Consider the following 21966-nt stretch of genomic DNA (forward strand, 5'->3'; position numbering starts at 1 on the left):
AACATGGACTTTCACAAAGCAATTGCGTATCCTCAAACGGTGACCACGCCTGCCCTGTCCGCCTTTCCCCGCACCACCGCCGTCCACCCGGCCCAGCCATCCGCTGTATCCGGCGCGGCGCTATGGCGGCGCGCGTGCGCATTGCTGGTGCTGGCGATAGCGATGGCGCTGCATGCGCCCCCGGCCGGCGCCGATACTACGGGTACAGCCGACCGCTGGAACAAACTCGCCACGCCGCTGTTCGAGCACCTGGGCCTGGAACAAGGCTTGCCGCACCCCACCGCCATGGCGCTGGCGCAGGACAGCGACGGCTTCATCTGGATGGGTACGCAGCGGGGACTGGCGCGCTGGGACGGTTACCGCATGCGCACCTTCCTGAACAGCCCGGCCGACGCCACCTCGCTGCCGGGTGACTTTATCCAGGTACTGCACGTCGACCCGCTGGGCCGGCTGTGGATCGGCACCACGCTGGCCGGCCTGGGCATGTACGACAAGACATCGAACCGCTTCATCCGCTACCCGCCCGGCGCCAACGGCTTGAGCCACGGTTCCGTGACAGCCATCGCCAGCGATGCGCATGGCGGCATCTGGGCCGGCACGCTGGAAGGCCTCGATTACCTGGCGCCGACCACGGGCCGTGTCACACATTACCGTCAAAGCAAGGATGGCTTGCCCGACCACCAGGTCCGCGCCCTGTTGACGGACCGCGACGGCGACCTGTGGATCGGCACCGCCACCGGGCTGATCCGGCGCGACGGCAAATCCGGCACATTCCGCGCGGCAACCATGACCGACGCCGCAGGCGCCGCCGTGCAGGACACCGTGCTGTCGCTGCACCAGGACAGCAGCGGCCACCTCTATTTCGGCACCTTGAAAAGCGGCATCGGCCGCATCGAGCCCGGGGCCGCCCCCACCGCCCGCCTGCTGCCGCTGCACGGCGTACCGGACGCCAAGGCCAACATGGTGCTGGCGCTGACGGAAACCGAACCGGGCGTGCTGTGGGCCGCCACCTATGGCGGCGGCGTCATTGAATATGACACGGCCACCGGCGCGGCGCGGCGCATCCTGCACCAGGCCGCCGTGCGCGACAGCCTGGCCAGCGACCGCACGGCGGCATTGCTGCGCGACCGCAGCGGGCTGGTCTGGGTCAGCAACGAACGGGCCGTCGACATGTATGCGCCGCACAGCCGCGCCATCAGCGCCGTGTTCGGCGGCGAAGGCGTGCAGGAATCGTCGGTGACCGCCGTCATGGCCGACAGCGCCCGCCGGGTCTGGATCGGCCTGGCCGACCAGGGCGTGGACCTGGTGCGGCCCGATGGCGTGCGCGTGGCGGCGCTGCGCCCCGATCCCGAACATCCGGCCAGCGCGCTGCCGAACCGCGTGATCCTCGCCATGGCGCCGGCCCCGGACAACGAAGCGTGGATCGGCACCCAGCTTGGCCTGTACCGCACCAGCGCGGGGGGCATGCAAGTGCAGCGCATCACGCTGCCCATGGCGAACCCCACGCCGCGCGTCGGCACCATCCTGTCGCGCGGCGACGACCTGTGGCTGGGCACCTATGACGGCTTGCTGCGCTACGGTCTCCACACCGGCGCCGCGCGCACCTACACCCAGGGCCCCGCCAGCGCCGGCGGCCTGACTGACAACCGCATCCACGCGGTGCTGGACGATGGCAACGGCACGCTGTGGATCGGTACCCGCAATGGCCTGAACCGTCTCCACATCGACAGTGGTACGATGGAACACATCCCCGGCCTGCCCGACCCGCTGATTACCGCGCTGGCGTTCGACAGCCAGGGCCGACTGTGGGTCGGCATGCATGGCGGCGGCATCGCCGTCATGACGCGGCAGGCCAACGGCGCGCCCGCGTTCCACCGCATCACCGTGCAGGAAGGCATGCCCAGCGATGTCGTGGTGGCGCTGGTGTCCGATGACAAAGGCCGCATGTGGGCGTCGACCACGGATGGCATCGCCATCGCCGATCCCGCCACGCTGAAAGCCCGCGCCCTGGTGCGGGCCGACGGCGTGCCCTTCCGCACGTATTTCATCAACGCGGCGGCGCGCACGGATGAATCGGACTTGCTGTTCGGCGCCTTTGGCGGCCTGGCTGTCGTCCGTCCGGACGCGGTGCAACCGTGGCGATTCCGCCCGCCGCTGGCTGTCACCGCGGTGGCGCTGGATGGGCGGCCGCAGCCGCCATCGTCGCGCCTGACGGTGGCGCCCGGCATCAAGTCCTTTGAAATCGAAATGGCGGCGCTGGATTATTCCGCGCCCCAGCGCAACCGCTATGCGTGGCGGCTGGAGGGATACGACCGCCACTGGCACGAAGGCGACGCCAGCCGCCGCGCCATCGCCTACACCAACCTGCCGCCCGGCACGTACGTGCTGCGGCTGCGCGGCGCCAACCGCGCGGGCCTGTGGAGCGACGCGGAACTGGCGCTGTCGGTGCACGTGCAGCCCGCGTGGCACCAGACCGGCTGGGCCTACGGCGCACTGGCGCTGGCGCTGCTGGGCGCGGCGTGGGGCGTTCTGCGCTGGCGCACGCTGTACTTCCAGCGCGACCAGGCGCGCCTGCAATCGCTGGTGTATTCCCGTACGCGCCACCTGGAAAAACTCAACGCCATCGTCAAATCCATCAACGAACAACTGGACTTCGATTCCGTCCTGCACACCATCCTGCATGAAACCACCGTCATCAGCGGCGTCGACGCCGCGCTGGCGCTGGTGCGCAAGACCGGCACCGACCAGCTGACCTTGCGCGCCGCCTGGGGCAACGCCGCCATCACGGAAGCGCGCCAGCGCATGGCGCTGGAGGTGGCCGAAGCGCGGTATGCGCAACCGTCCGACCGCATCGCCGACGACATCTACCTGGTGCGGGCGGGCGCCGCCCAGGACCTGGCGGGTGCGCACGCCGTGCTGGCCGTGCGCATCCGCATCGATGGGCAGACCGAAGGCTTGCTGCTGTTTGAAAACCAGCGCACCGCGCGCGCATTCGACGCCAGCGACCTGGACTTGCTGATCGCGCTGAAGGAACCGTTCGTGACAGCCTTCCAGAAAGCCCGCACCATGCGCCAGCTGGAAGTGGCACGCGCCAACGCGGAAGCGGCCACCCGCGCCAAGACCGAATTCCTCGCCAATATCAGCCATGAAATCCGCACCCCGATGAACGCCATCCTCGGCTTCGCGGGACTGGGCAATCAAATGGGCCTGGACGGCAAACCGGGCGACTACTTCCGCAAGATCGGCCGCGCCGGGCAAAGCCTGATGCGCATCATTAATGACGTGCTGGATTTTTCCAAGATCGAATCGGGCCGCCTGGAACTGGAAGCCGTGCCGTTCGACCTCAATGAATCGCTGACGCAACTGCACGACCTGTTTTCATGGCAGGCTGCCGACAAGGGCCTGGAGCTGGTGGTATGGGCCGCGCCGGACGTGCCGCCGCATTTGATGGGCGATCCGCTGCGGCTGGGCCAGGTATTGACCAACCTGGTGGGCAATGCCTTGAAATTCACCACCCGCGGCCATATCCGCCTGCGCGTGGAACTGGACGACGCGCCCCACGGCAGCGATGACAACAGTCTCGTGCACCTGCGCTTCCTGGTCGAAGACACCGGCATGGGCATCAGTCCGGAACAGCAGACCCGCCTGTTCCAGGCTTTCGCGCAGGCCGACGCCAGCACCACGCGCCTGTATGGGGGCACCGGCCTGGGCCTGGCGATTTCCCAGCAACTGGTGCGCAAGATGGGCGGGACCATTGCCGTGCAGTCCGAACCGGACAAGGGCAGCCGGTTCACTTTCGTCGTCGCGCTGCGGGTGGCCTCGCCCAGCGCGCTGCGGGCCGCGCAGGAAGTCCACGCGGCAGCCCGCGCCACCCCGCCGAAACTGGGCGGACTGCGCATCCTGGTGGTCGACGACAACACCATCAACCAGCAGGTGTGCGGCGAAATCCTGCAACGGGCCGGCGTCCTGGTGGACCTGGCCGACAGCGGCCGCGACGCGCTGCGCATGGTGGAACAGCAAACCTATGACGCCGTGCTGATGGATATCCAGATGCCGGACATGGACGGCTACCACGCGACAGAACGCATCCGCGCCATGCCGGGCCGCGCGCAGTTGCCCGTGATCGCCATTACCGCGCACGCGGTGGCGGGCTACCGCGACTATTGCCTGTCGCGGGGCATGAACGATTACCTGGCCAAGCCGATCGACCCGGCGGCGCTGTACGCGGTCCTGGAAGCGCATACCAGCGGCGGCCGCGAGCATATGGCCGACGCCCCGGCCAAGCGGCTGGAATTGCCGCCGATGCCGGGACTGGATTTGCCCAACGCGCTGAACCGGCTGGGCGGCAACGCGGCACTGCTGTCGCGGCTGCTGACGGTGTTCATCAACGAGTTCGACACCCTGTTGCCGCAATTGCGCCAAGCCATCGCCGCCGGCGAATACGACAAGGCCGCCAGGCTGGTCCACCGGGTCAAGGGCGCGGCCGGCAACCTGTCCGCGCACCAGTTGCAAGCGGCCGCCGGCGCGCTGGAACAGGGCTTGCTGGCATCCGGTGCGGAAATGCCACAACCGTTACTGGATGCTTTCCTCCAGGCGCTGGCAGTCGCCGGCGACAGCGCCCAGTATTACCTTGAGAAATCCGCCGCCTTGACCTAGATTGGTTGTGACTGCTACAACTTTGCAATCCTTGCCAATTGAAAGGAGTCTGTATGGAAACTGTGATGAACCGTGACCTCGATAAGATTCTCGATAAGTTGTCGCGCGACGATGCTTTCCGCGCCTGGGTCGCCGACGACCCGATAGCCGCCATGGCCAGCATCGGCGTCGCCATCGACGCGCAACAGTTGCCTGGTAAAGTCGTCCTGCCATCGAAGGAAGTCATGATGTCCGCCCGCCTGGCCATCAGGGCGAAACTCGACAGCGCCGCCGGCGCCATCCCGTTCTTCCTGTCCGGTAAACTCTGAATTTCCGTCATCCGGCCGCCCGCATCGCGGCGGCCGCCACGCTCCCCGAAAATTGTGTCAACATGGTGATTTTTACAATGACCGGGAGACGCCATGACTGCACGCCACGATCAACAGTTCCACGCCCTGCACAGTGAAGGTTTGCTGTTGCTGGCCAATTGCTGGGATGCGGGAACGGCCCGCCTGGCCATCCACGCCGGCAGCAAGGCGCTGGCCACCAGCAGCGCCGCCGTCGCATGGTCGCATGGCTATCCCGATGGCGGGCCATTGCCGCCGGAACTGCTGGTGTCCACCGTGCGCGCCATTGCGCGCGTGGCCACGGTGCCGCTGACGGCCGATATCGAAGACGGCTATGCCAGCGATCCCGCCCGGGTCGCGGCGCTGGCCCGCGACGTCATGCGCGCGGGCGCGGTCGGCATCAATATTGAAGACGGGGCCGGCGCGCCGGAAGTGCTGTGCGAGAAAATTGCCGCCATCCGCCGCGCCGCCGCCGAAGAAGGCGTGAATTTGTTCATCAATGCCCGCACCGATCCCTACCTGCGTCCGCTGGTGGCGCCGGACGCCCGCATGGCCGAAGTGCTGCGCCGCGCAGCGCTGTACCGCGAAGCGGGCGCCAGCGGCTTGTTTGTTCCCGGCGTGCGCGAGGCGGGCGAGATAGCCGCCATCGCGGCCGGCTGCGGCCTGCCACTCAATGTGCTGGTGCGGCCCGGGTTTCCGCCGCTGGAACAATTGCGGGCGCTGGGCGTGCGCCGGCTGTCCGCCGGGTCCGACATCGCGGAAATGGCGGACAGCTATATCGTGCATGCAATGGGCGAATTCCTGCGCAGCGGCCAGGTGGCGGCCCCTGACGCGCCGCCGCTGGCCTACCCGCAACTGAACGCATTGATGGCAGGTAACGGCGGCTGACGCAGGCGGCGGCATGCCGTATCATGGCGGCATGCCCATCCTGTACGGAGCCGTCCATGATCGAAGGAAAATCCCTGCGCAGCGACCTGCATCACCTGGACCGCGCGCTGCAAGCCCTGCAGCGCGCCCTGCTCGGCGCGGCCAATGGCGGCGCCACCGACTGGATGGCGCCGTTGCCGCGCCTGATTGCGGAAGTGGATGAATACCTGGACGACGAAGAAGCGCCCGCGCTGGCCGTCGAACGGGATTTGCACGCGCAGGCCGAACGCCTGATGGGACCACTGCCGCCGTCGGACCTGGCGTTCCGCGCCCGTTACGATGCGCTGCGCGCAGCCAGCCCGGCCGTCGCCACCGCCCATGCGGCGCTGCTGCACGTGATGGCGGAATTGCCGTCGCATCCCCTGCCCTGCCCCCTCGGCACGACACGATGACACTTTATTTGTAGCGCGCGATGGTGGCGATCATGTCGTCACACTCGACCGGCTTGGCGATGAAATCATCCATGCCCGCCGCCAGGCACTCGGCCCGTTCCGCCTGCGTGACGCCCGCCGTCATCGCAATGATGGTGGTGTGCAGTCCCAATTCCCTGCGGATCGCGCGTGTCGCCGTAAAGCCATCCATCACCGGCATTTGCACGTCCATCAGCACCACGTGATAACGGTCGCCGTGGCTGCGCATGGCTTCCACCGCTTCGCGGCCGTTGGACGCGATATCGACCGTGGCGCCCGCACCCTGCAGCATGGTCGACGCCACCACCTGGTTCAATGCATTGTCTTCCGCCAGCAGCAACGCCATGCCGGCAAGCTCCCCGCCGGACTGGAGACCGGCCGCGCCGGCGGCCGCCTGCGTCCCTTGCGCGCTCTCAGCCGCGTCCAGCACGGCCGCCAGCAAGCCGCGCCGCGTGACAGGACAATGCAGCACCGCGGCATGTTCGGCGCCACCCGGCAGTGGCTGCGCCAGCGCGCTGAAACCGGACACCATGCGCACCACGAACGGCGCGTGATGCGAGGTGTGCGCCATCTTCTTCAATAACGGCAGCATCGCCGCCGCATCGAACGACGGTCCCGCCACCAATCCCGCATACTGCACGCCCGCCGTACTGTCCAACAGCCGCAACGCTTCATCGACACCGGCAGCGCGCCCGAACCGCCAGTCCCACGGTCCGGCGGCGTGCACCAGCGAGCGGGCCGTGTCGTCGTCTTCTTCCAGCAGCAGTACCGCAATGCCGCGCAACGCAGGCGGCGGCATGACAGGTGGCGCCGGCGCCATGGCGGGCGCATAGGGCACGGTCAGTGAAAACGTGCTGCCCTGGCCTTGTACACTGTCGACCATGACTTCCCCTCCCATCAGGTGCGCCAGCCGCTGGGCAATCGCCAGTCCCAGGCCGGTGCCGCCAAAGCGCCGTGTCATCGATGAATCGGCCTGCACGAACGGCGAAAACAGGCGCGGCATCAGATCCGGCGGGACGCCCGGACCTGTGTCGCTGACCGTGACACGCAACGCCGGACGCCCGCCGTCAGGGGAACCCGCGCCGATCCGCAATACCACTTTGCCTTGCGACGTGAATTTCAGCGCATTGCCGGTCAGGTTGATGAGGATTTGTTCCAGGCGCATGCCGTCGAGCCGCACGCAGGCCGGTACACCCGGTTCCACATCGATCAGCGTCCGGATCGGTTTGTCGCCCACGTTGACCGCCATCAGCGCGCCGATCGCCTGCGCCACATCGTCGATGCAGGCATCGGTTTCCTCCAGTTCCAGCCGTCCCGCCTCCACCTTGGAAAAATCCAGGATATCGTTCAGCACCGTCAGCAGCGTGCGGCCGGATGCCGCGATCATGCCCAGGTAATTCTGCTGTTCCGCCGTCAGTTCCGTGCGGCCGAGCAACTGCGCAATGCCCAGCACCGCATTCATCGGCGTGCGCAACTCGTGGCTCATGTTGGCGACAAACGCGCTCTTGGCCAGGCTGGCCGACTCCGCCCGTTCCTTGGCGCCCCGCAATTCCTCGGCCGCCTGGCGCGCCTCGGTTTCCGAACGGGCCAGCACGGCATTTTTTTCATGCAATTCGCGCGTCATGCGCTCGGCCAGCGCCAGCGCCTCGAGCCGCGTCGACGACAGCGAGCGCACCATTTCAAACACCAGGACGCTGACCAGCGCACCCAGCACCAGCACGATCAGCGCCTTTTCGCGGTCGATGCCGCGTTCAAAGCGGGGGGTGGACAGCACCTGCACCCGCCAGTAGCGGCCAGTCTGGCCCACCATGATGGCTTTTTCCAGCTTGTAGCGGCGGGCGAAGGTGGCCTCGGCCTTGTCCGGCGGCACACTGCTGCGGTACAGCAGCCGGCCGTCCGCACCTTCATGCGCCTCGATGTGCATTTCCGGCAAAGCGCCCAGCGCCATGCTGTCAAACAGTTCCGTGATCCGGAAAGCCGCGTAAATAAATCCCATCAATTCATGCAGGCGGCCCGCTTCCGTGCCGGGATCCACGCCGCCCCGGTACACGGGGTGGTACATGACAAAGCCCGGCGGCGGCGCCTTGTCCTGCTCGCTGATCAGGATCAGGCTGGCCGTGGCGGAAATCCTGCCGCTGCGCGCCGCTTCCATCAGCGCCGCGCGGCGCACCGGTTCCGACAGCACGTTATAACCCCAGACGCGCCGGTTACTGCTGTTGAACGGTTCCAGGTATTGCGCGACTGCCAGGTGCCCGTCCACGCTGGTTTTCGGCCACAGGCGGAAGCCGGGGTCTTCGCCCCGCATCCCCTGTTCATACGGTTCCACCATGTCTTCATCGAGCCAGGCGACGTAACCGACGCTGGCCGAGCCGGGGAAACTTTGCTCGATTTCCAGGCCCGATACGAAACGCGACCATTCCTTGCGCTCGACCGAATGCGACGCGGCAAAATACGTGGCGCCGATTTTCAGCAGGCGCTCATAGTCGGTCAGGCGGCTTTCCACGCGCTGCCATACGTTTTGCGCCACCCGGGTGAAATTCTCTTCAGCACGGCGCTCCGTGTAGTCGGCCACCATTTGCCACGACACCGCCGTTACGCCCAGCCCTCCGTACAGCACGCACAACGGCAGCAATGGCGGCCAGCGCACCGCCGGGCGGCCGGCGCCCGCGTGGCGTTCGGCATCGGCGCCCGCCATCAGCGCCGACAACGCCGCCAGGCCGATATAGATCCCCAATGTCAGCAGCGTACCCAGTTGCGTCCCGACGGCAAACGTGGCAGCGCCGCGCGCTGACGACAGCCACGCGGCCAGTACGATCAGCAATACCAGCACCCCGCTGCAACGGGCGCCGAACCGCCATGCCGCCCACCCCGCGCACGGCAGCAACAGGAACGGCGCGCACGGCAGCGGCGCATGGCCCGCCAGCGGCCACGCGAATGCCGCCACCAGTAATGCCAGCGTGACGGCCGCATGCAGGACCGCCTCGCTCCGGCCACCGACGGGCAGCATGGCGCCCCGGTCGGCGTCTGCGAAGGCCAGCAGCGGCGGCGTCACCACCAGGAAACCCAGCACATCGCTCATCCACCACACCGTCGCCACCGGCATGGATTCGCCCGCCGCCACATTGCCGGCCACGACCAATGCCAGTGTGCCGGCCAGCGCCACCGGCACGGAGGCCGCCGCCGAAGCCGCCACGAACAGGTAGACTTGCCGCAACTGCTGGAAGCGCAAAACACCGCCAAAGATGCGCCCCATCCACGCCGCCGCCAGCATCACGGTCACCACATTGGCCGCCGCGATCACCACCGATACGGCCACGCCGGACAGCGACATGGGGCCGTGGCCCGACTGGATTTGCAGGTTGGCCAGCAGTGACCCCAGCAGCACGGCCCAGCCCATGCGGCGGCCGCACAGCAGCATCGCCGCCAGCCCCAGGCCGGTCGGCAGCCAGACCGGGACGCCATTGCCCCTGGCGATGGCCAGCATCTGGCCCGCTGCGGCCAGCGCCGCGTACAACAGCGCGCAGGCGGCAATGGCCGCCATCTGCCGCATCCGCGGCTGGCCTGCCAGGTTCCAGTCGCGCGGCGCCATGCTGGTCAGGATCCGTGGCTGCCGGCGCCCTCGGCCGCGACGCGGTAACAGTTGCGGCCCTGCTGTTTGGCCAGGTACAGCGCACGGTCCGCCTGGCCCAGCAGCATTTCAATCGACGTGTCCGGGTCCGGCAGCATGGCGCTCAGGCCCACGCTGATGCTGACGTGCGGCGCGGTCAGCGACGCCGCATGGGGCAGGTTCAGCGCGGCCACGCGGCCGCAGATCCACGCGCCATAATGTTCCAGCGCCGCCCAGTCGGAATTGGGCAGCAGCACGACAAATTCCTCACCGCCATAGCGCGCGACGACTTCGGCGGGCCGGCGTGTGCCGCTGCCGATGGCTTCGGCCACTGCCTTCAGGCAGGAATCGCCCATCTGGTGGCCGTAGTGATCGTTATACAGCTTGAAGTGGTCGACATCGATCAGCGCCACGCCCATCAAATCGCGCTGGCGCTGGTGGCGCGCGTATTCCTCCGCCATCCGTTCGTCAAAGAAGCGGCGGTTGTACAGGCCGGTCAGGCCATCGCGGCTGGCCTGCCCCTGCAAGCTTTGCAGCGCGGCCTGCAGGCGCAGGTGGGTCCGCACGCGCGCCTGGACCACGGGTGCGATCAATGGTTTCGTGATGAAATCGACCGCCCCGGCCGCCAGTCCCGCCAGCTCGCTTTCCGTGGTGGAGTGGGCGGTGACGAAGATCACGGGACTGTGCGGCAAGTCGGGGTCGGCGGCAATGCGGCGGCACACTTCGAAGCCATCCATATGGTGCATTTCCACGTCCAGCAAGATCAGCTGGGGGCGCTGGCGGCGCGCCATTTCCAGGCCCGTGATCCCGTCCGTGGCGAAGATCACCTTGCCCTGGTCGCGCACCATGGCGGCCAGCAACTGGATGGTTTCCGCATTGTCGTCAATGATGAGGATGGTGCTGGTGTCCGATTGCGCGCTCATGGCCGCTCTCCCAGCACGATCAGCACTGCCGCGAAATCGAGCCGCGCCATGGCTTGCTCGATGGCGGCGGCACGGGCCGCGCCCAGCGCCGCCAGTGCGGGACGCACCTGCTGGTAGTGCCTGACGGCGTCGATATCGCGTTCGGCCAGCAATGTCTTCCAGCGCGCGATGGCGGCGTCGTTGGCGGCGTCGTTGCCGGACGCTGCCGCCACGCGCGGCTGGTGCGCCAGCCACGCCAGCGCGGCATCGACGGACGCCTGCAATTCGCCCCGGGCCCGGTCGAACAGCGGGTCCGCCACCCGGCCTTCCCGCACGGCGCTTTCCAGTTCGCGCGACGTGGCGGAGAATACGCTGGCGCCCAGGGTGCCGATGCTGCCGCGCAGCCCGTGGATCAGCCTGGCAGCCTCTTGCGGCTGGCCGGCGCGCCATGCATCGAACGCTTCGTCCATATCGGACCGGGCCGAACCGCACACCTTGTCCATCAGCGCCAGCAGCGCCTCACGCTGGCCCGGCTGCGCCGCCGCTGCCGCCATCAGGCGCGCCACGTCGAACACGCCGGGAATAAATTCCTGTCCATTTTCTTGTACACCACTAGTCGTCATTATTGGTCGCTCTCCGTCATTTGCCGGGACGCACTTATCATGCTAGCGATCATACCCGCATTCTCCACAGCCGCGCAGCAGGCGTCACACCGTCACCACATAAAATCGCGTGGGGCCGGTGGCGGGGCGCCCCTGGCGCAACAGCGCTAGAATTGCACAATTGCACAATTGCACGCCTCCCCCCACCCTGTCCCCACCTTGCGACCCGCCATGCTCACCACGTTTTCCATTTTGCTGCTGTTCCAGTGCCTGGGCGAAGGGCTGGCGTATGCGTTCGGGTTGCCGGTGCCGGGGCCGGTGATCGGGATGCTGTTGCTGCTCGCTACGTTGGCGGCGTCGCCGCGGCTGCTCGACGCGATGGAAGCCACCGCCACGGAATTGCTGCGCCACCTGTCGCTGCTGTTCGTGCCGGCCGGCGTCGGCATCATGGTATCGGCCTCGGTGCTGCGCGGACACTGGTTGGCCGTCGGGCTGTCCGTCATTGCCAGCACCATGCTGACCCTGGCCGTGACGGCGCTGGTAATGCGCGCGGTGGCCGGCAAGGCCGGGGAAACCGCCAAGCAGGGGGACCGCGATGATGCCTGACAGCGCCCTGCCCGAACTGACCCGCATCTGGGTCTACCTGGCCGCCACCCCGCTGCTGGGCCTGACCCTGACGCTGTGCGCCTACGCGCTGGCCCATCATCTTTACACCCGCTGCAAGTTCTCGCCGCTGGCCAACCCCGTCGCCATCGCCGTGGCGCTGATCTGCGCCGCGCTGGCCATCAGCGGCATGCCGTACCGCGATTACTTTGCCGGCGCCCAGTTCGTGCACTTCCTGCTGGGTCCCGCCACGGTGGCGCTGGCCGTGCCGCTGGCGCGCGCCCTGCCCCGCGTGCGCCAGGCGTTCATCCCGATGGCTTGCGCGCTGCTGGCCGGCTGCGTGACGGCCATCGTGTCCGCCGTGGGACTGGTGCTGGCGCTGGGCGGCACGCACCAGCTGGCCGCCAGCATCGGGCCGAAATCCGCCACGTCGCCGATCGCCATGGCCGTCTCCGACAAGCTGGGCGGACTGCCCGCCCTCACCGCCGTGCTGGTGATTACCACCGGCATCTTTGGCGCCGTTGCGGGCCGCGCGCTGTTCAATGCGCTGCGCATCGACCGGCCCGAATGGCGTGGCTTCGCGCTGGGCGTGGCGTCGCATGGCATCGGCACCGCCCGGGCGTTCCAGGTCAGCGCGGAAATGGGCGCCTTTGCCGGCCTCGGCATGGGCTTGAACGGGGTGATGACGGCGCTGCTGGCGCCCCAGCTGGTACCCTGGCTGGTGCGGATATGGGGCTGAATCCGGGCTGATTTGTCGGCCCGGCGCTACAGTCCGCATGGAAACACGGATTGCGCTTACACTGGAGTCCTGCCTGACCATAGGGGGACGACAATGATACAGTTCAATAAAATCCGCAGCCATACCATCCCCACCCTGCAGGCCACTGTCGACGAATACGTGGAACCGGGCTCCGGCGCGGTGCACATCCACGTCGCCACGACGCAGCCGGACCTGGCTTTCCTCGTGGGTTTCCCCACCGTCCCGGACACCAGCGACGGCCGCGCCCACATCCTCGAACACCTGGCGCTGTGCGGTTCCGGCCGCTATCCCGTGCGCGACCCGTTCTTTTCCATGCTGCGCCGCTCCACCGCGACGTTCATGAATGCCATGACGTATGCGGACCGCACGGTTTATCCGTTCGCTTCCACGTCCCGCACCGATTTCTTCAACCTGCTGGACGTCTACCTCGACGCCGCCTTCTTCCCCAACCTCGACTACCTGAACTTCCTGCAGGAAGGCTGGCGCCACACGCTGGAAGACGGCAAGCTGGGTTACCAGGGCGTGGTGTTCAATGAAATGAAAGGCGCCTTCGCCGACCCGATGCGCGCGCTGTACAACGGCATCGGCGCCGCGCTGTTGCCGGAAACGACGTACCAGGTGGTGTCCGGAGGCGACCCGCTGGCCATCCCCGAGCTGACGCACCAGATGCTGAAGGATTTCCACGCCAGCCACTACCACCCGTCGCAAGCCGTGTTCATGACGGCCGGCCCGGTCGATCCGCAGGATATCCAGCGCCATATCGCCGACAAGGTGCTGGCGCGCCTGCCGGGCGGCACGCCGCGCCGGGTGCCGCAGCTGGCCAAGCCGTTCGCGGCGCCGCGCGACCATGCGATCCGCATCCCGTCGCAGTCCGGCAAGCCGGACGAATACGGCTTCCAGCTGACCTGGCTGATGGGCGAGTCGGCCGACGCCTTCGTGCACTACCACGCCAACCTGCTGTCGGCCGGCCTGCTGGGCGATGCGTCCGCACCGCTGAAAAAAGCCATGGAATCGGCCGGCTTCGGCCGTCCGTCGCGCCTGAACGGGCATGACCCCAGCGCGCGCCAGATGCTGTTCCACGTCGGCATGGAAGGCTTGACGGAGGAACAGGTTGGCGCCGCCCGCGCCCGCATGTGGGATGCGCTGAAATATGCGGCCGAACATGGCGTGCCGCACGATATGCTGTCGGCCGCGCTGCGCGATATCCGCTACAGCCAGCGCGACACGTCCAGCGGCCGCATGCCCAACGTGCTGGGCCGCATGCTGCACGCCCTGCCCGTGGCCATGCGCGGCGGCGACGTCATCACCGCATTCGACAGCGATGCCGTGCTGGCGCAGCTGGAAAAGGACATCACCGATCCGGACTTCTTCAAGGGCCTGGTGCGCACCATGCTTGATTCGCCCGCGCGCCTCGACGTCACCGTGGTGCCGGACCCGGCTTATTTCTCATCCCGCGCCGCGCAGGAGGAAGCCGCGCTGGCCGTGCGCCAGGCCGCGCTGACCGAAAAGGAACGCAGCCGCATCCGGGATGATGCGGCCGCCCTCGATGCGCACCAGCGCCGCGTGGTCGACAATGGCGTGCTGCCCCGCATCCTGCCATCCGACGTGGGCCGGGAACCGCGTCTGCTGCCGGACATCCCCGCGCCTGTCGACGGCGCCTACCGCTTCGACATCGCATCGAACGGCATTTCGTATGCCCGCGTGCATTACGACGTGTCCGATGCGGCGGCCGAAGAATGGCCGTGGCTGCAACTGTATACCGATGTGCAGCGCGACCTGGGCGTGGCCGGCATGGGCTATGAAGAGGCAGGCGCGTGGCGCCAGCGCATGGCCGCCACCTTCAGCGTCAACTTCGACGCCATCATGCGCGAAGACGGTTCCATGCTGCTCGACGTCAGCTTTGCCGCCAGCGGCTTGCGCGAAGAACACCAGAACCTGGGCGACGTGCTGGCGGCACAGATCGCCAGCCCCCGCTTCGACGAGCACGAGCGGATTGCCTTCCTGATTGAACGCATGGTGCGCAACCGCATCAATGGCCTGTCGCAATCGGGCAACCGCTATGCGGCGCTGACGGCCGCCGCGCCCTTGTCCGCGTTGCGCCATATCGAAGACGTGGCCAGCGGCACGTCCGTGCTGCCGTTCATGGCGCAGTTGCAGCGCATGGCGCATACACCGGAAGGCGTCGCGGCCATCGCGCAGCGCCTGTCGGCGCTGCATGAACGGATCGTTGCCGGCGCCGCCACCACCTTGTGCGCGGGCGCCGGCAACGACGCCGATGCGCTGGCCGCCGCGATCCGGTTGCCGGCCGCCAGGGCGCAGGCTTCCGGCAACGCCCCCCGCGCAGCCTCGGGCGCAACAGCTTCCGCCACGCAGCCATTGGCCAACGCGGCGCTGTATGCTCCCGGACAGGTCAACCACTGCAGCATTGCCTGGCCCGCCCCGCGCCAGGCGCACGCGGATGCGGCGGCGCTGGCCGTCGCGGCCGAATTGCTGACGCACCAGATCCTGCACCAGGCGCTGCGCGAACACGGTGGCGCGTATGGCGGATCGGCAGGCTATGCCGGTAATGCCGGCGTATTTTCCATGATGTCGTACCGCGACCCGCGCCTGGCCGCCACCTATGCCGACTTCAATGCGGCGATCGACAAGGTGCTGGCCACCGATTTCACGCAGGAACAGATCGAGGAAGCCATCATTTGCGTGGTGCGGGGCCTGGACCGGCCGGATTCGCCGTACGACGCCGTGCTGGCCGCCTGGACCCTGCACCGGCGCGGCATCACGATGGACGTGCGGCGCAGCTTCCGCCATGGCGTGCTCCATTGCACACAGGATGCCATCAAGGCCGCTGTGCGCACCTGGCTGAAGAATGGCACACCAAGCCGGGCCGCGTTCGTCGGCAATACCACGCAAGACCTGGCCGGGCTGGAGGTGGTGGATATGCTGGCGCTGGCGTCATAAAACTGGCGAGCTCTTCGTTTCCAATCGTACACACCCGTTGTCGCGTTTCGTGGGAACATGACGGCAAGAAAGCTTTCAGCCTTGCCGTCATGCTACCAAGCCCGATCCCCGACGATATCCGGCGCTTCATCCTGCTCCGGATACCGTCGGTTCCCTACCTGGAAGCCCTGCTGCTGATGCGGGATAACCCCGCGCAGGCCTGGAATTGTCACGGCCTGGCGCAGCGCCTGTACCTCGATGGCCCCGCCTGCGATACGCTGTTGCGGCAATTGCACACGGCTGGCATCGCCGCGCCCGCTCCCGGCATGGCGGGCAGTTACCGCTACGCGCCGGAGACGCCGCCGCTGGCGCAGATGCTGGACCGCCTGGCGCTGCTCTATGCGCGCCACCTGGTCGACGTCACCACGCTGATTCACTCGAAAGCCAACAAGAAGGCGCACGTGTTCGCGGATGCCTTTGTCTGGCGCAAGGACAAGTGAAAGGAACCCTCATGGCCAGCATTATTTACCTGCTCTGCGCCGCCACCGCCTTTGCGTGCGCGTGGCTGCTGCTGCGCAGTTACCGCCGCACACGCCATCGCCTGCTGTTGTGGAGCGGCCTGTGTTTTTCAGGCCTGGTCGTCAACAATATCCTGTTGATCCTGGACCGTATCGTCATTCCCGATCCGGAGGTGGACTTGACCACGTGGCGCCTGGCGTCCGCGCTGGTGGCGCTGCTGCCGCTGCTGTACGGCCTGATATGGGAGGATGACTGATGCCGCTGAACGCCATCCTGGTCGGCGCCATCGTCATGGCGGCGTCCGTCATTGCGCTGTTTTTCCTGCGCTACTGGCGCCAGACGCGCGACCGCTTCTTCCTGTACTTCGCGCTGGCGTTCATGCTGGAAGCCGTGCAACGGCTGCCGGGCGCCATGCAGCCGCCCGGCGCGCCGGACGCGCCGCTGTATTACCTGATCCGGCTGGCCGCCTACGGCCTGATCCTGCTGGCGATCATCGGCAAGAACCGACGGCCGCCGCCGGGCGGCTAGCCCGCCGGGTACGATGCCTATACGCGCTCGATGGCGATCGCGATGCCCTGCCCCACGCCCACGCACATAGTGCACAGCGCATAGCGGCCGCCGCTGCGCTGCAACTGGTACATCGCCGTGGTCACCAGCCGCGCGCCGCTCATGCCCAGCGGATGGCCCAGCGCAATCGCGCCGCCCTGCGGATTGACACGGGCATCGTCGTCCGCGATCCCCAGCCCGCGCAGCACGGCCAGGCCCTGCGACGCGAACGCTTCGTTCAATTCGATCAGGTCGAACTGGCCGATGGTCATGTCGAGCTGGCGCAGCAGCTTTTGCACAGCCGGCACCGGGCCGATCCCCATCACGCGGGGCGCCACGCCGGCCGCCGCCATGCCGAGGATGCGGGCGCGCGGCGTCAAGCCATATTGCGCGACCGCTTCTGCGCTGGCCAGCAACAGCGCGCACGCGCCGTCATTGACGCCGGACGCGTTGCCCGCCGTGACGCTGCCGCCCGCATGCACCACGCCCTTGAGTTTCGCCAGGGCTTCGGCCGTGGTGGCGCGCGGGTGTTCATCCTGCGCGAAGACGACAGGATCGCCCTTCTTTTGCGGAATCGTCACCGCCACGATTTCATCGTTGAACAGGCCGTCACGCTGGGCGCGGGCCGTCTTGTCCTGGCTGCGCAAGGCGAACGCATCCTGGTCGGCGCGGCTGACGCTGTAGTCGACCGCCACGTTTTCCGCAGTTTCCGGCATGGCGTCGGTGCCGTACAGTTCCTTCATGGCCTTGTTCGGAAAGCGCCAGCCGATGGTGGTGTCGTAGATCGTGGCGCTGCGGGAAAACGCGCTGTCGGCCTTGCCCATGACGAACGGTGCGCGCGTCATGGATTCCACGCCGCCCGCCAGCATCAGGTGCGCCGCGCCGGACTGGATCGCGCGCGCCGCCTGGCCCACCGCGTCCATGCCCGAACCGCACAGGCGGTTGACGGTGGTGCCGGACACTTCAAGCGGCAAACCCGCCAGCAGCGCGGACATGCGCGCCACGTTGCGGTTGTCCTCGCCCGCCTGGTTGGCGCAGCCATACACCACGTCGTCGACGGCTTTCCAGTCCACTTGCGGATTGCGCCGCATCAGTTCGCGCAGCGGGACCGCGCCCAGGTCGTCGGCCCGCATGTCTTTCAGCGTACCGCCGTAACGGCCGATGGGGGTGCGGATGGCGTCGCAGATAAATGCATCTTTCATGTGATTCATTCCTCAAGTTGGCGTTGAATCCGTAGGTCGGTTTCCGCAGCGCGGAAGCCGACATGGCGGCTTTGCTGCGCAAAACCGCCCTACGGGTTTGATGGTTCAGGCACGCAGCAACGGCGCGGCCGTCACGGTTTGCAGTTGGTCGAAATCCAGTCCGTCGGCCATTTCCCGCACCACCAGCCCGCGCGGCGTCACGTCCAGCACCGCCAGGTCCGTATAGATGCGGTTGACGCAGGCGATTCCCGTCACCGGATACGTGCATTTGCCGACGATCTTGGATTCGCCGCCCTTGGTCTGGTGTTCCATCATGACGAACACCTGCTTGGCGCCGATCGCCAGGTCCATGGCGCCGCCCACGGCGGGGATCGCGTCGGGCGCGCCCGTGTGCCAGTTGGCCAGGTCGCCTTCGGACGACACCTGGAACGCCCCGAGCACGCAAATATCGAGGTGGCCGCCGCGCATCATCGCGAACGAGTCGCTGTGATGGAAATAAGCGCCGCCCGTCAGCAACGTCACCGGCTGCTTGCCCGCGTTGATCAAGTCTTCGTCTTCCTCGCCTTCGGCCGGCGCCGGGCCCATGCCCAGCAAGCCGTTTTCACTGTGCAGGAACACTTCGCGCTCCGGCGGCAGGTAATTGGCGACCTTGGTCGGCAGGCCAATGCCGAGGTTCACATAGGCGCCTTCGGCAATGTCCTGTGCGACACGGGCCGCCATCTGTTCGCGGCTGTAGCGTTTCACTTCGCTGCTCATTGCACATTTCCTTTCAAGTCGGATTTCACTACGCGTTGCACGAAGATGCCGGGCGTGACGATCACTTCCGGATCCAGTTCGCCCAGCGCCACCACGTCCTGCACCTGGGCGATCGTGACCTTGGCCGCCATCGCCATGATCGGGCCGAAGTTGCGGGCCGTCTTGCGGTACACGAGGTTGCCCCAGCGGTCGCCTTTGAGCGCCTTGATCAACGCAAAGTCCGCGTGGATGGGCGACTCCAGCACGTAGTTGCGGCCATTGATGACGCGGGTTTCCTTGCCTTCGGCCAGCAAGGTGCCAAAGCCGGTCGGCGTGAAAAAGCCGCCGATGCCGGCGCCCGCCGCGCGGATACGCTCGGCCAGGTTGCCCTGCGGCGTCAGTTCCAGTTCGATCTCGCCGGCACGGTACAACGCGTCGAACACGTAGGAATCGGACTGGCGGGGAAACGAGCAAATGATTTTTTTCACGCGCTTGGCCTTCAGCAGCGCGGCCAGGCCAGTATCGCCATTGCCCGCGTTGTTGTTGACGATGGTGAGGTCGCGCGCGCCCTGCGCGATCAGTGCATCGATCAGCGCGGACGGCATGCCCGCATTGCCGAAGCCGCCGATCATCACGGTGGCGCCATCGTGGATGTCGCCAACGGCGCTTTCCAGGGAGTCAAATGTCTTGTCGATCATGATTCATCCAAGTTAGAGTGTTCGATTACCGCACAAATGTTTGTTTATCGCACACACAGTGTATCGACATCGTGGCGCCGAGGTCAAGAAAAAATCTCCTATCGGATTGGGCACTCCGGATAAAATTCCGCCATGCCAAAGAAAACCGCCCCGGAAATACCAAGCGCCGACGAGCGCGAACCCACGATCGCCGAGCAGATCGACGCGATGACCGACCCCAGTTTCATGACGTCGCTGGCGCGCGGCCTGGCCGTGGTGCGCGCGTTCAGCGACTCGCGCAAGCCGCAAACCATTGCGCAAATCAGTACCAAAACAGGGATTCCCCGCGCCGCCGTGCGGCGCTGCCTGTACACGCTGCAGCAGTTGGGCTATGTGGACGCGGAGCTGAACAATTTCTCGCTGCGGCCGAAAGTGCTGACGCTCGGGTATTCGTACCTGTCGTCGACGCCGCTGACGGTGTCGGCGCAGCCTTGCCTGAATGCCATTTCGCGCGAGCTGAACGAATCCAGTTCGCTGGCCGTGCTCGATGAAGGGGAAATCCTGTACGTGGCGCGCGCCGCCACGTCGCGCGTGATGTCGGTGGCGCTGAACACGGGCAGCCGGTTGCCCGCGTATTGCACGTCGCTGGGCCGCGTGATGCTGGCGCACTTGCCGCCCGACCAGCTGGATGCGTATTTTGAAAAGACCAGACTGCGGCCAATGACGGACCGCACCGTGGTCGACGAAGCGCGTTTGCGGGAAATCCTGCGCGGCGTGCGCCAGGCCGGCTACGCCGTCAACGATGAAGAACTGGAAGTGGGCTTGCGCTCGATCGCCGTGCCGGTACGGGGTGCATCCGGACAGGTGCTGGCGGCGCTGAACGTGGGCGCACAAGCGGCCCGGGTTCCGGTGGAAAAGCTGGAACAGGAATTTTTGCCCGTGCTGTTGCGGGGCGCGCAGGAATTATCGGTGCTGCTGCCTTGAGTTACGCGGCATCAGGCGGCCGCGCCATCCCAGTCCAGTTCGATCCACACGGGCGCGTGGTCGGACGGCTTTTCCCGCGCCCGCACGTCGCGGTCCACGCCCGCCGCCGTCAGTTTGCCGGCCAGTGAAGGGCTGAGCAGCAGGTGGTCGATGCGGATGCCGGCATCGCGCCCGAACGCATTGCGGAAATAATCCCAGAACGTATAGATGCGCTGCCCCGGATGGGTGGCGCGCAGCGCATCGGTCCAGCCCTGTTCCAGCAAGCGGTGAAACGCGGCCCGGCTCTCCGGCCGGAACAGCGCGTCATCGAGCCACCGCTCCGGCTTGTAGACATCGAGTTCGGTCGGCATCACGTTGTAGTCGCCGGCCATCACCACCGGCGCGCCAGTCGCCATCAGTTCCGCGCCACGCGCGATCAGCCGCTCGAACCAGCGCAATTTGTAATCGAATTTGGGACCCGGAGCGGGATTGCCGTTCGGCAGATACAGGCAAGCGATGACGATGCCGCCGACGATGGCTTCCAGGTAGCGGCTTTGCACGTCGTCGTCTTCGCCGGCCAGCGCGCGGCCGATTTCGTGCGGCGCTTCGCCGCGCGACAGGATCGCCACGCCATTCCAGCTTTTCTGGCCATGCCACAGCGCATGGTAGCCGGCCGCTTCAATGGCCGCGGCCGGGAATTTTTCGTGGGGAGCCTTGAGTTCCTGCAGGCAGGCGACATCGGGACGGGTCTCGTCCAGCCATTGCAGCAGCGCGCCCAGGCGCGCGTTGATACCATTGATATTGAAGGTGGCGATCCGCATACGCCATTGTGCCGCGGATTATCGCCATGCGCCGCACGGAACATGGCGGCGGCGCGCCTCAGTAACTGCGGCGGCGGCCCTGCCCCAGCACCCGCTCGATGACGGATTCCGGCACGTCGAAACTGCGCATGTAAGAGATTGCCAGCTGCCTGCCCATCGTATCGTTCAGCATCACGCCATGTTCAACGATCGCTGCCATGTGCGTATTTGTTCGTCTCTGCGACACAGAGTTACCGCCAACCATCCGCTCCCTCCAACTGTGACATATACAGTCCTAAAGTAACACACTTGCGGTAAATAAACTAGAAAATTTGCAATATTATTTACCTTATGGCAATCCTTCACAGGTGCGCTTGACCTTCCCCCCATGGCAAGGTTTATAGTGTCGGTCTGATGACACACTTCCTCGTTCGCTGCCTGCTGTGGTTATTGATGGCTGCCTTGCCGCTGCAAGGCAGCGCGGCGGTGTTCGCCACGTGCAAGTCCCAGGCGCCCTCAGCAAGCCACAGCTGCCACGAACAAGGCGACATGGCGATGCACGACGCGGCGCTGGCCGAGGACGGCGGCGACGGCAAAGCCGCCCTGAAAGCCCACGGCAAATGCAGCACCTGCGCCAGTTGCTGTACCGCCGCCACGGCGCCGCCGCTGGCGGTGCGGATGCCGGCGCCGTTTCCCCGCCCAGCCCGCGCATTGCCAACGGCGGAACCCTGCATTGCCGCCATTTTCCCGCCCGGACTGGAACGCCCGCCCCGGCCCATGTGACCTTGCTGCTT

General features: G+C 66.7%; 20 protein-coding genes. 12 read left to right on the plus strand and 8 right to left on the minus strand.

From position 1 onward, the window contains the following. Positions 1 to 3: 3 nt before the first annotated feature. The 4 genes from GJ700_RS18275 (at position 4) to GJ700_RS18290 (ending at position 6301) form a co-directional block, all read left to right on the plus strand. Positions 4 to 4656 (plus strand): hybrid sensor histidine kinase/response regulator, encoded by a 4653-nt coding sequence (locus GJ700_RS18275; protein ID WP_229507088.1) that lies wholly within the window; start codon positions 4 to 6, stop codon positions 4654 to 4656. A gap of 53 nt (positions 4657 to 4709) precedes the next feature. Then, on the plus strand, positions 4710 to 4964 hold the full coding sequence (locus GJ700_RS18280) for an NHLP-related RiPP peptide (RefSeq protein WP_154376461.1): 255 nt from the start codon (positions 4710 to 4712) through the stop codon (positions 4962 to 4964). A 93-nt stretch (positions 4965 to 5057) separates the two neighbouring features. Further along, positions 5058 to 5870 carry an isocitrate lyase/PEP mutase family protein gene (locus tag GJ700_RS18285; RefSeq protein WP_154376463.1) on the plus strand — a complete coding sequence of 271 codons (813 nt, stop codon included), beginning with the start codon at positions 5058 to 5060 and terminating at the stop codon, positions 5868 to 5870. A gap of 56 nt (positions 5871 to 5926) precedes the next feature. After that, on the plus strand, positions 5927 to 6301 hold the full coding sequence (locus GJ700_RS18290; RefSeq protein ID WP_154376465.1) for a hypothetical protein: 375 nt from the start codon (positions 5927 to 5929) through the stop codon (positions 6299 to 6301). 4 nt (positions 6302 to 6305) lie between these two features. Here the strand turns inward: GJ700_RS18290 and GJ700_RS18295 are convergent, their stop codons facing one another. From GJ700_RS18295 to GJ700_RS18305, 3 genes are read right to left on the minus strand one after another with little or no spacing between them, the layout of a single operon-like run. Beyond that, entirely contained in the window at positions 6306 to 9908 is a 3603-nt protein-coding gene (locus tag GJ700_RS18295; protein ID WP_154376467.1) for a CHASE domain-containing protein, read from the minus strand. Between the two features lie 5 nt (positions 9909 to 9913). Next, positions 9914 to 10849, minus strand: coding sequence for a GGDEF domain-containing response regulator (locus GJ700_RS18300; protein WP_154376469.1), 936 nt, complete (start codon positions 10847 to 10849; stop codon positions 9914 to 9916). Continuing rightward, on the minus strand, positions 10846 to 11451 hold the full coding sequence (locus tag GJ700_RS18305) for an Hpt domain-containing protein (RefSeq protein ID WP_154376471.1): 606 nt from the start codon (positions 11449 to 11451) through the stop codon (positions 10846 to 10848). The genes GJ700_RS18300 and GJ700_RS18305 overlap by 4 nt, the downstream gene beginning before the upstream one ends. Positions 11452 to 11661: 210 nt before the next feature. Here GJ700_RS18305 and GJ700_RS18310 point away from each other — a divergent pair, with 210 nt between their 5' ends. The 6 genes from GJ700_RS18310 to GJ700_RS18335 all read left to right on the plus strand — a co-directional run bounded on the left by GJ700_RS18310 (position 11662) and on the right by GJ700_RS18335 (position 16777). Next, complete coding sequence (locus GJ700_RS18310; RefSeq protein WP_154376473.1) at positions 11662 to 12036, plus strand: CidA/LrgA family protein; 375 nt, start codon at positions 11662 to 11664, stop codon at positions 12034 to 12036. Next, positions 12029 to 12772, plus strand: a complete 744-nt coding sequence (locus GJ700_RS18315; protein WP_154376741.1) for an LrgB family protein — start codon at positions 12029 to 12031, stop codon at positions 12770 to 12772. The genes GJ700_RS18310 and GJ700_RS18315 overlap by 8 nt, the downstream gene beginning before the upstream one ends. Before the next feature lie 93 nt (positions 12773 to 12865). After that, on the plus strand, positions 12866 to 15751 hold the full coding sequence (locus tag GJ700_RS18320; protein ID WP_154376475.1) for an insulinase family protein: 2886 nt from the start codon (positions 12866 to 12868) through the stop codon (positions 15749 to 15751). Between the two features lie 89 nt (positions 15752 to 15840). Further along, positions 15841 to 16230: a hypothetical protein gene (locus GJ700_RS18325; RefSeq protein ID WP_154376477.1), complete on the plus strand. Its 390-nt coding sequence runs from the start codon at positions 15841 to 15843 to the stop codon at positions 16228 to 16230. An 11-nt stretch (positions 16231 to 16241) separates the two neighbouring features. Beyond that, complete coding sequence (locus GJ700_RS18330; protein WP_154376479.1) at positions 16242 to 16505, plus strand: DUF5985 family protein; 264 nt, start codon at positions 16242 to 16244, stop codon at positions 16503 to 16505. Then, positions 16505 to 16777, plus strand: coding sequence for a DUF5985 family protein (locus tag GJ700_RS18335; protein ID WP_229507089.1), 273 nt, complete (start codon positions 16505 to 16507; stop codon positions 16775 to 16777). Before GJ700_RS18330 ends, GJ700_RS18335 begins: the two co-directional genes overlap by 1 nt. Before the next feature lie 17 nt (positions 16778 to 16794). On the opposite strand, the gene pcaF is transcribed toward GJ700_RS18335, so the two are convergent. From pcaF to GJ700_RS18350, 3 genes are all read right to left on the minus strand, one after another. Further along, positions 16795 to 17997, minus strand: coding sequence for a 3-oxoadipyl-CoA thiolase (pcaF, locus tag GJ700_RS18340; protein WP_154376481.1), 1203 nt, complete (start codon positions 17995 to 17997; stop codon positions 16795 to 16797). A gap of 105 nt (positions 17998 to 18102) precedes the next feature. Next, positions 18103 to 18753, minus strand: a complete 651-nt coding sequence (locus tag GJ700_RS18345) for a CoA transferase subunit B (RefSeq protein ID WP_154376483.1) — start codon at positions 18751 to 18753, stop codon at positions 18103 to 18105. Then, positions 18750 to 19430, minus strand: coding sequence for a 3-oxoacid CoA-transferase subunit A (locus GJ700_RS18350; protein WP_154376485.1), 681 nt, complete (start codon positions 19428 to 19430; stop codon positions 18750 to 18752). Before GJ700_RS18350 ends, GJ700_RS18345 begins: the two co-directional genes overlap by 4 nt. A 132-nt stretch (positions 19431 to 19562) precedes the next feature. Here GJ700_RS18350 and GJ700_RS18355 point away from each other — a divergent pair, with 132 nt between their 5' ends. Next, on the plus strand, positions 19563 to 20393 hold the full coding sequence (locus GJ700_RS18355) for an IclR family transcriptional regulator domain-containing protein (RefSeq protein WP_154376487.1): 831 nt from the start codon (positions 19563 to 19565) through the stop codon (positions 20391 to 20393). Positions 20394 to 20404: 11 nt separating this feature from the next. On the opposite strand, the gene xth is transcribed toward GJ700_RS18355, so the two are convergent. Continuing rightward, on the minus strand, positions 20405 to 21193 hold the full coding sequence (xth, locus tag GJ700_RS18360; RefSeq protein ID WP_154376489.1) for an exodeoxyribonuclease III: 789 nt from the start codon (positions 21191 to 21193) through the stop codon (positions 20405 to 20407). Between the two features lie 58 nt (positions 21194 to 21251). Beyond that, on the minus strand, positions 21252 to 21392 hold the full coding sequence (locus GJ700_RS18365; RefSeq protein WP_154376491.1) for a hypothetical protein: 141 nt from the start codon (positions 21390 to 21392) through the stop codon (positions 21252 to 21254). Positions 21393 to 21586: 194 nt separating this feature from the next. Here GJ700_RS18365 and GJ700_RS18370 point away from each other — a divergent pair, with 194 nt between their 5' ends. Next, positions 21587 to 21955 (plus strand): hypothetical protein, encoded by a 369-nt coding sequence (locus GJ700_RS18370; RefSeq protein ID WP_154376493.1) that lies wholly within the window; start codon positions 21587 to 21589, stop codon positions 21953 to 21955. Positions 21956 to 21966 lie beyond the last annotated feature (11 nt).

The sequence above is a fragment of the Pseudoduganella rivuli genome (assembly GCF_009674485.1).
Taxonomy (GTDB): domain Bacteria; phylum Pseudomonadota; class Gammaproteobacteria; order Burkholderiales; family Burkholderiaceae_D; genus Rugamonas; species Rugamonas rivuli_B.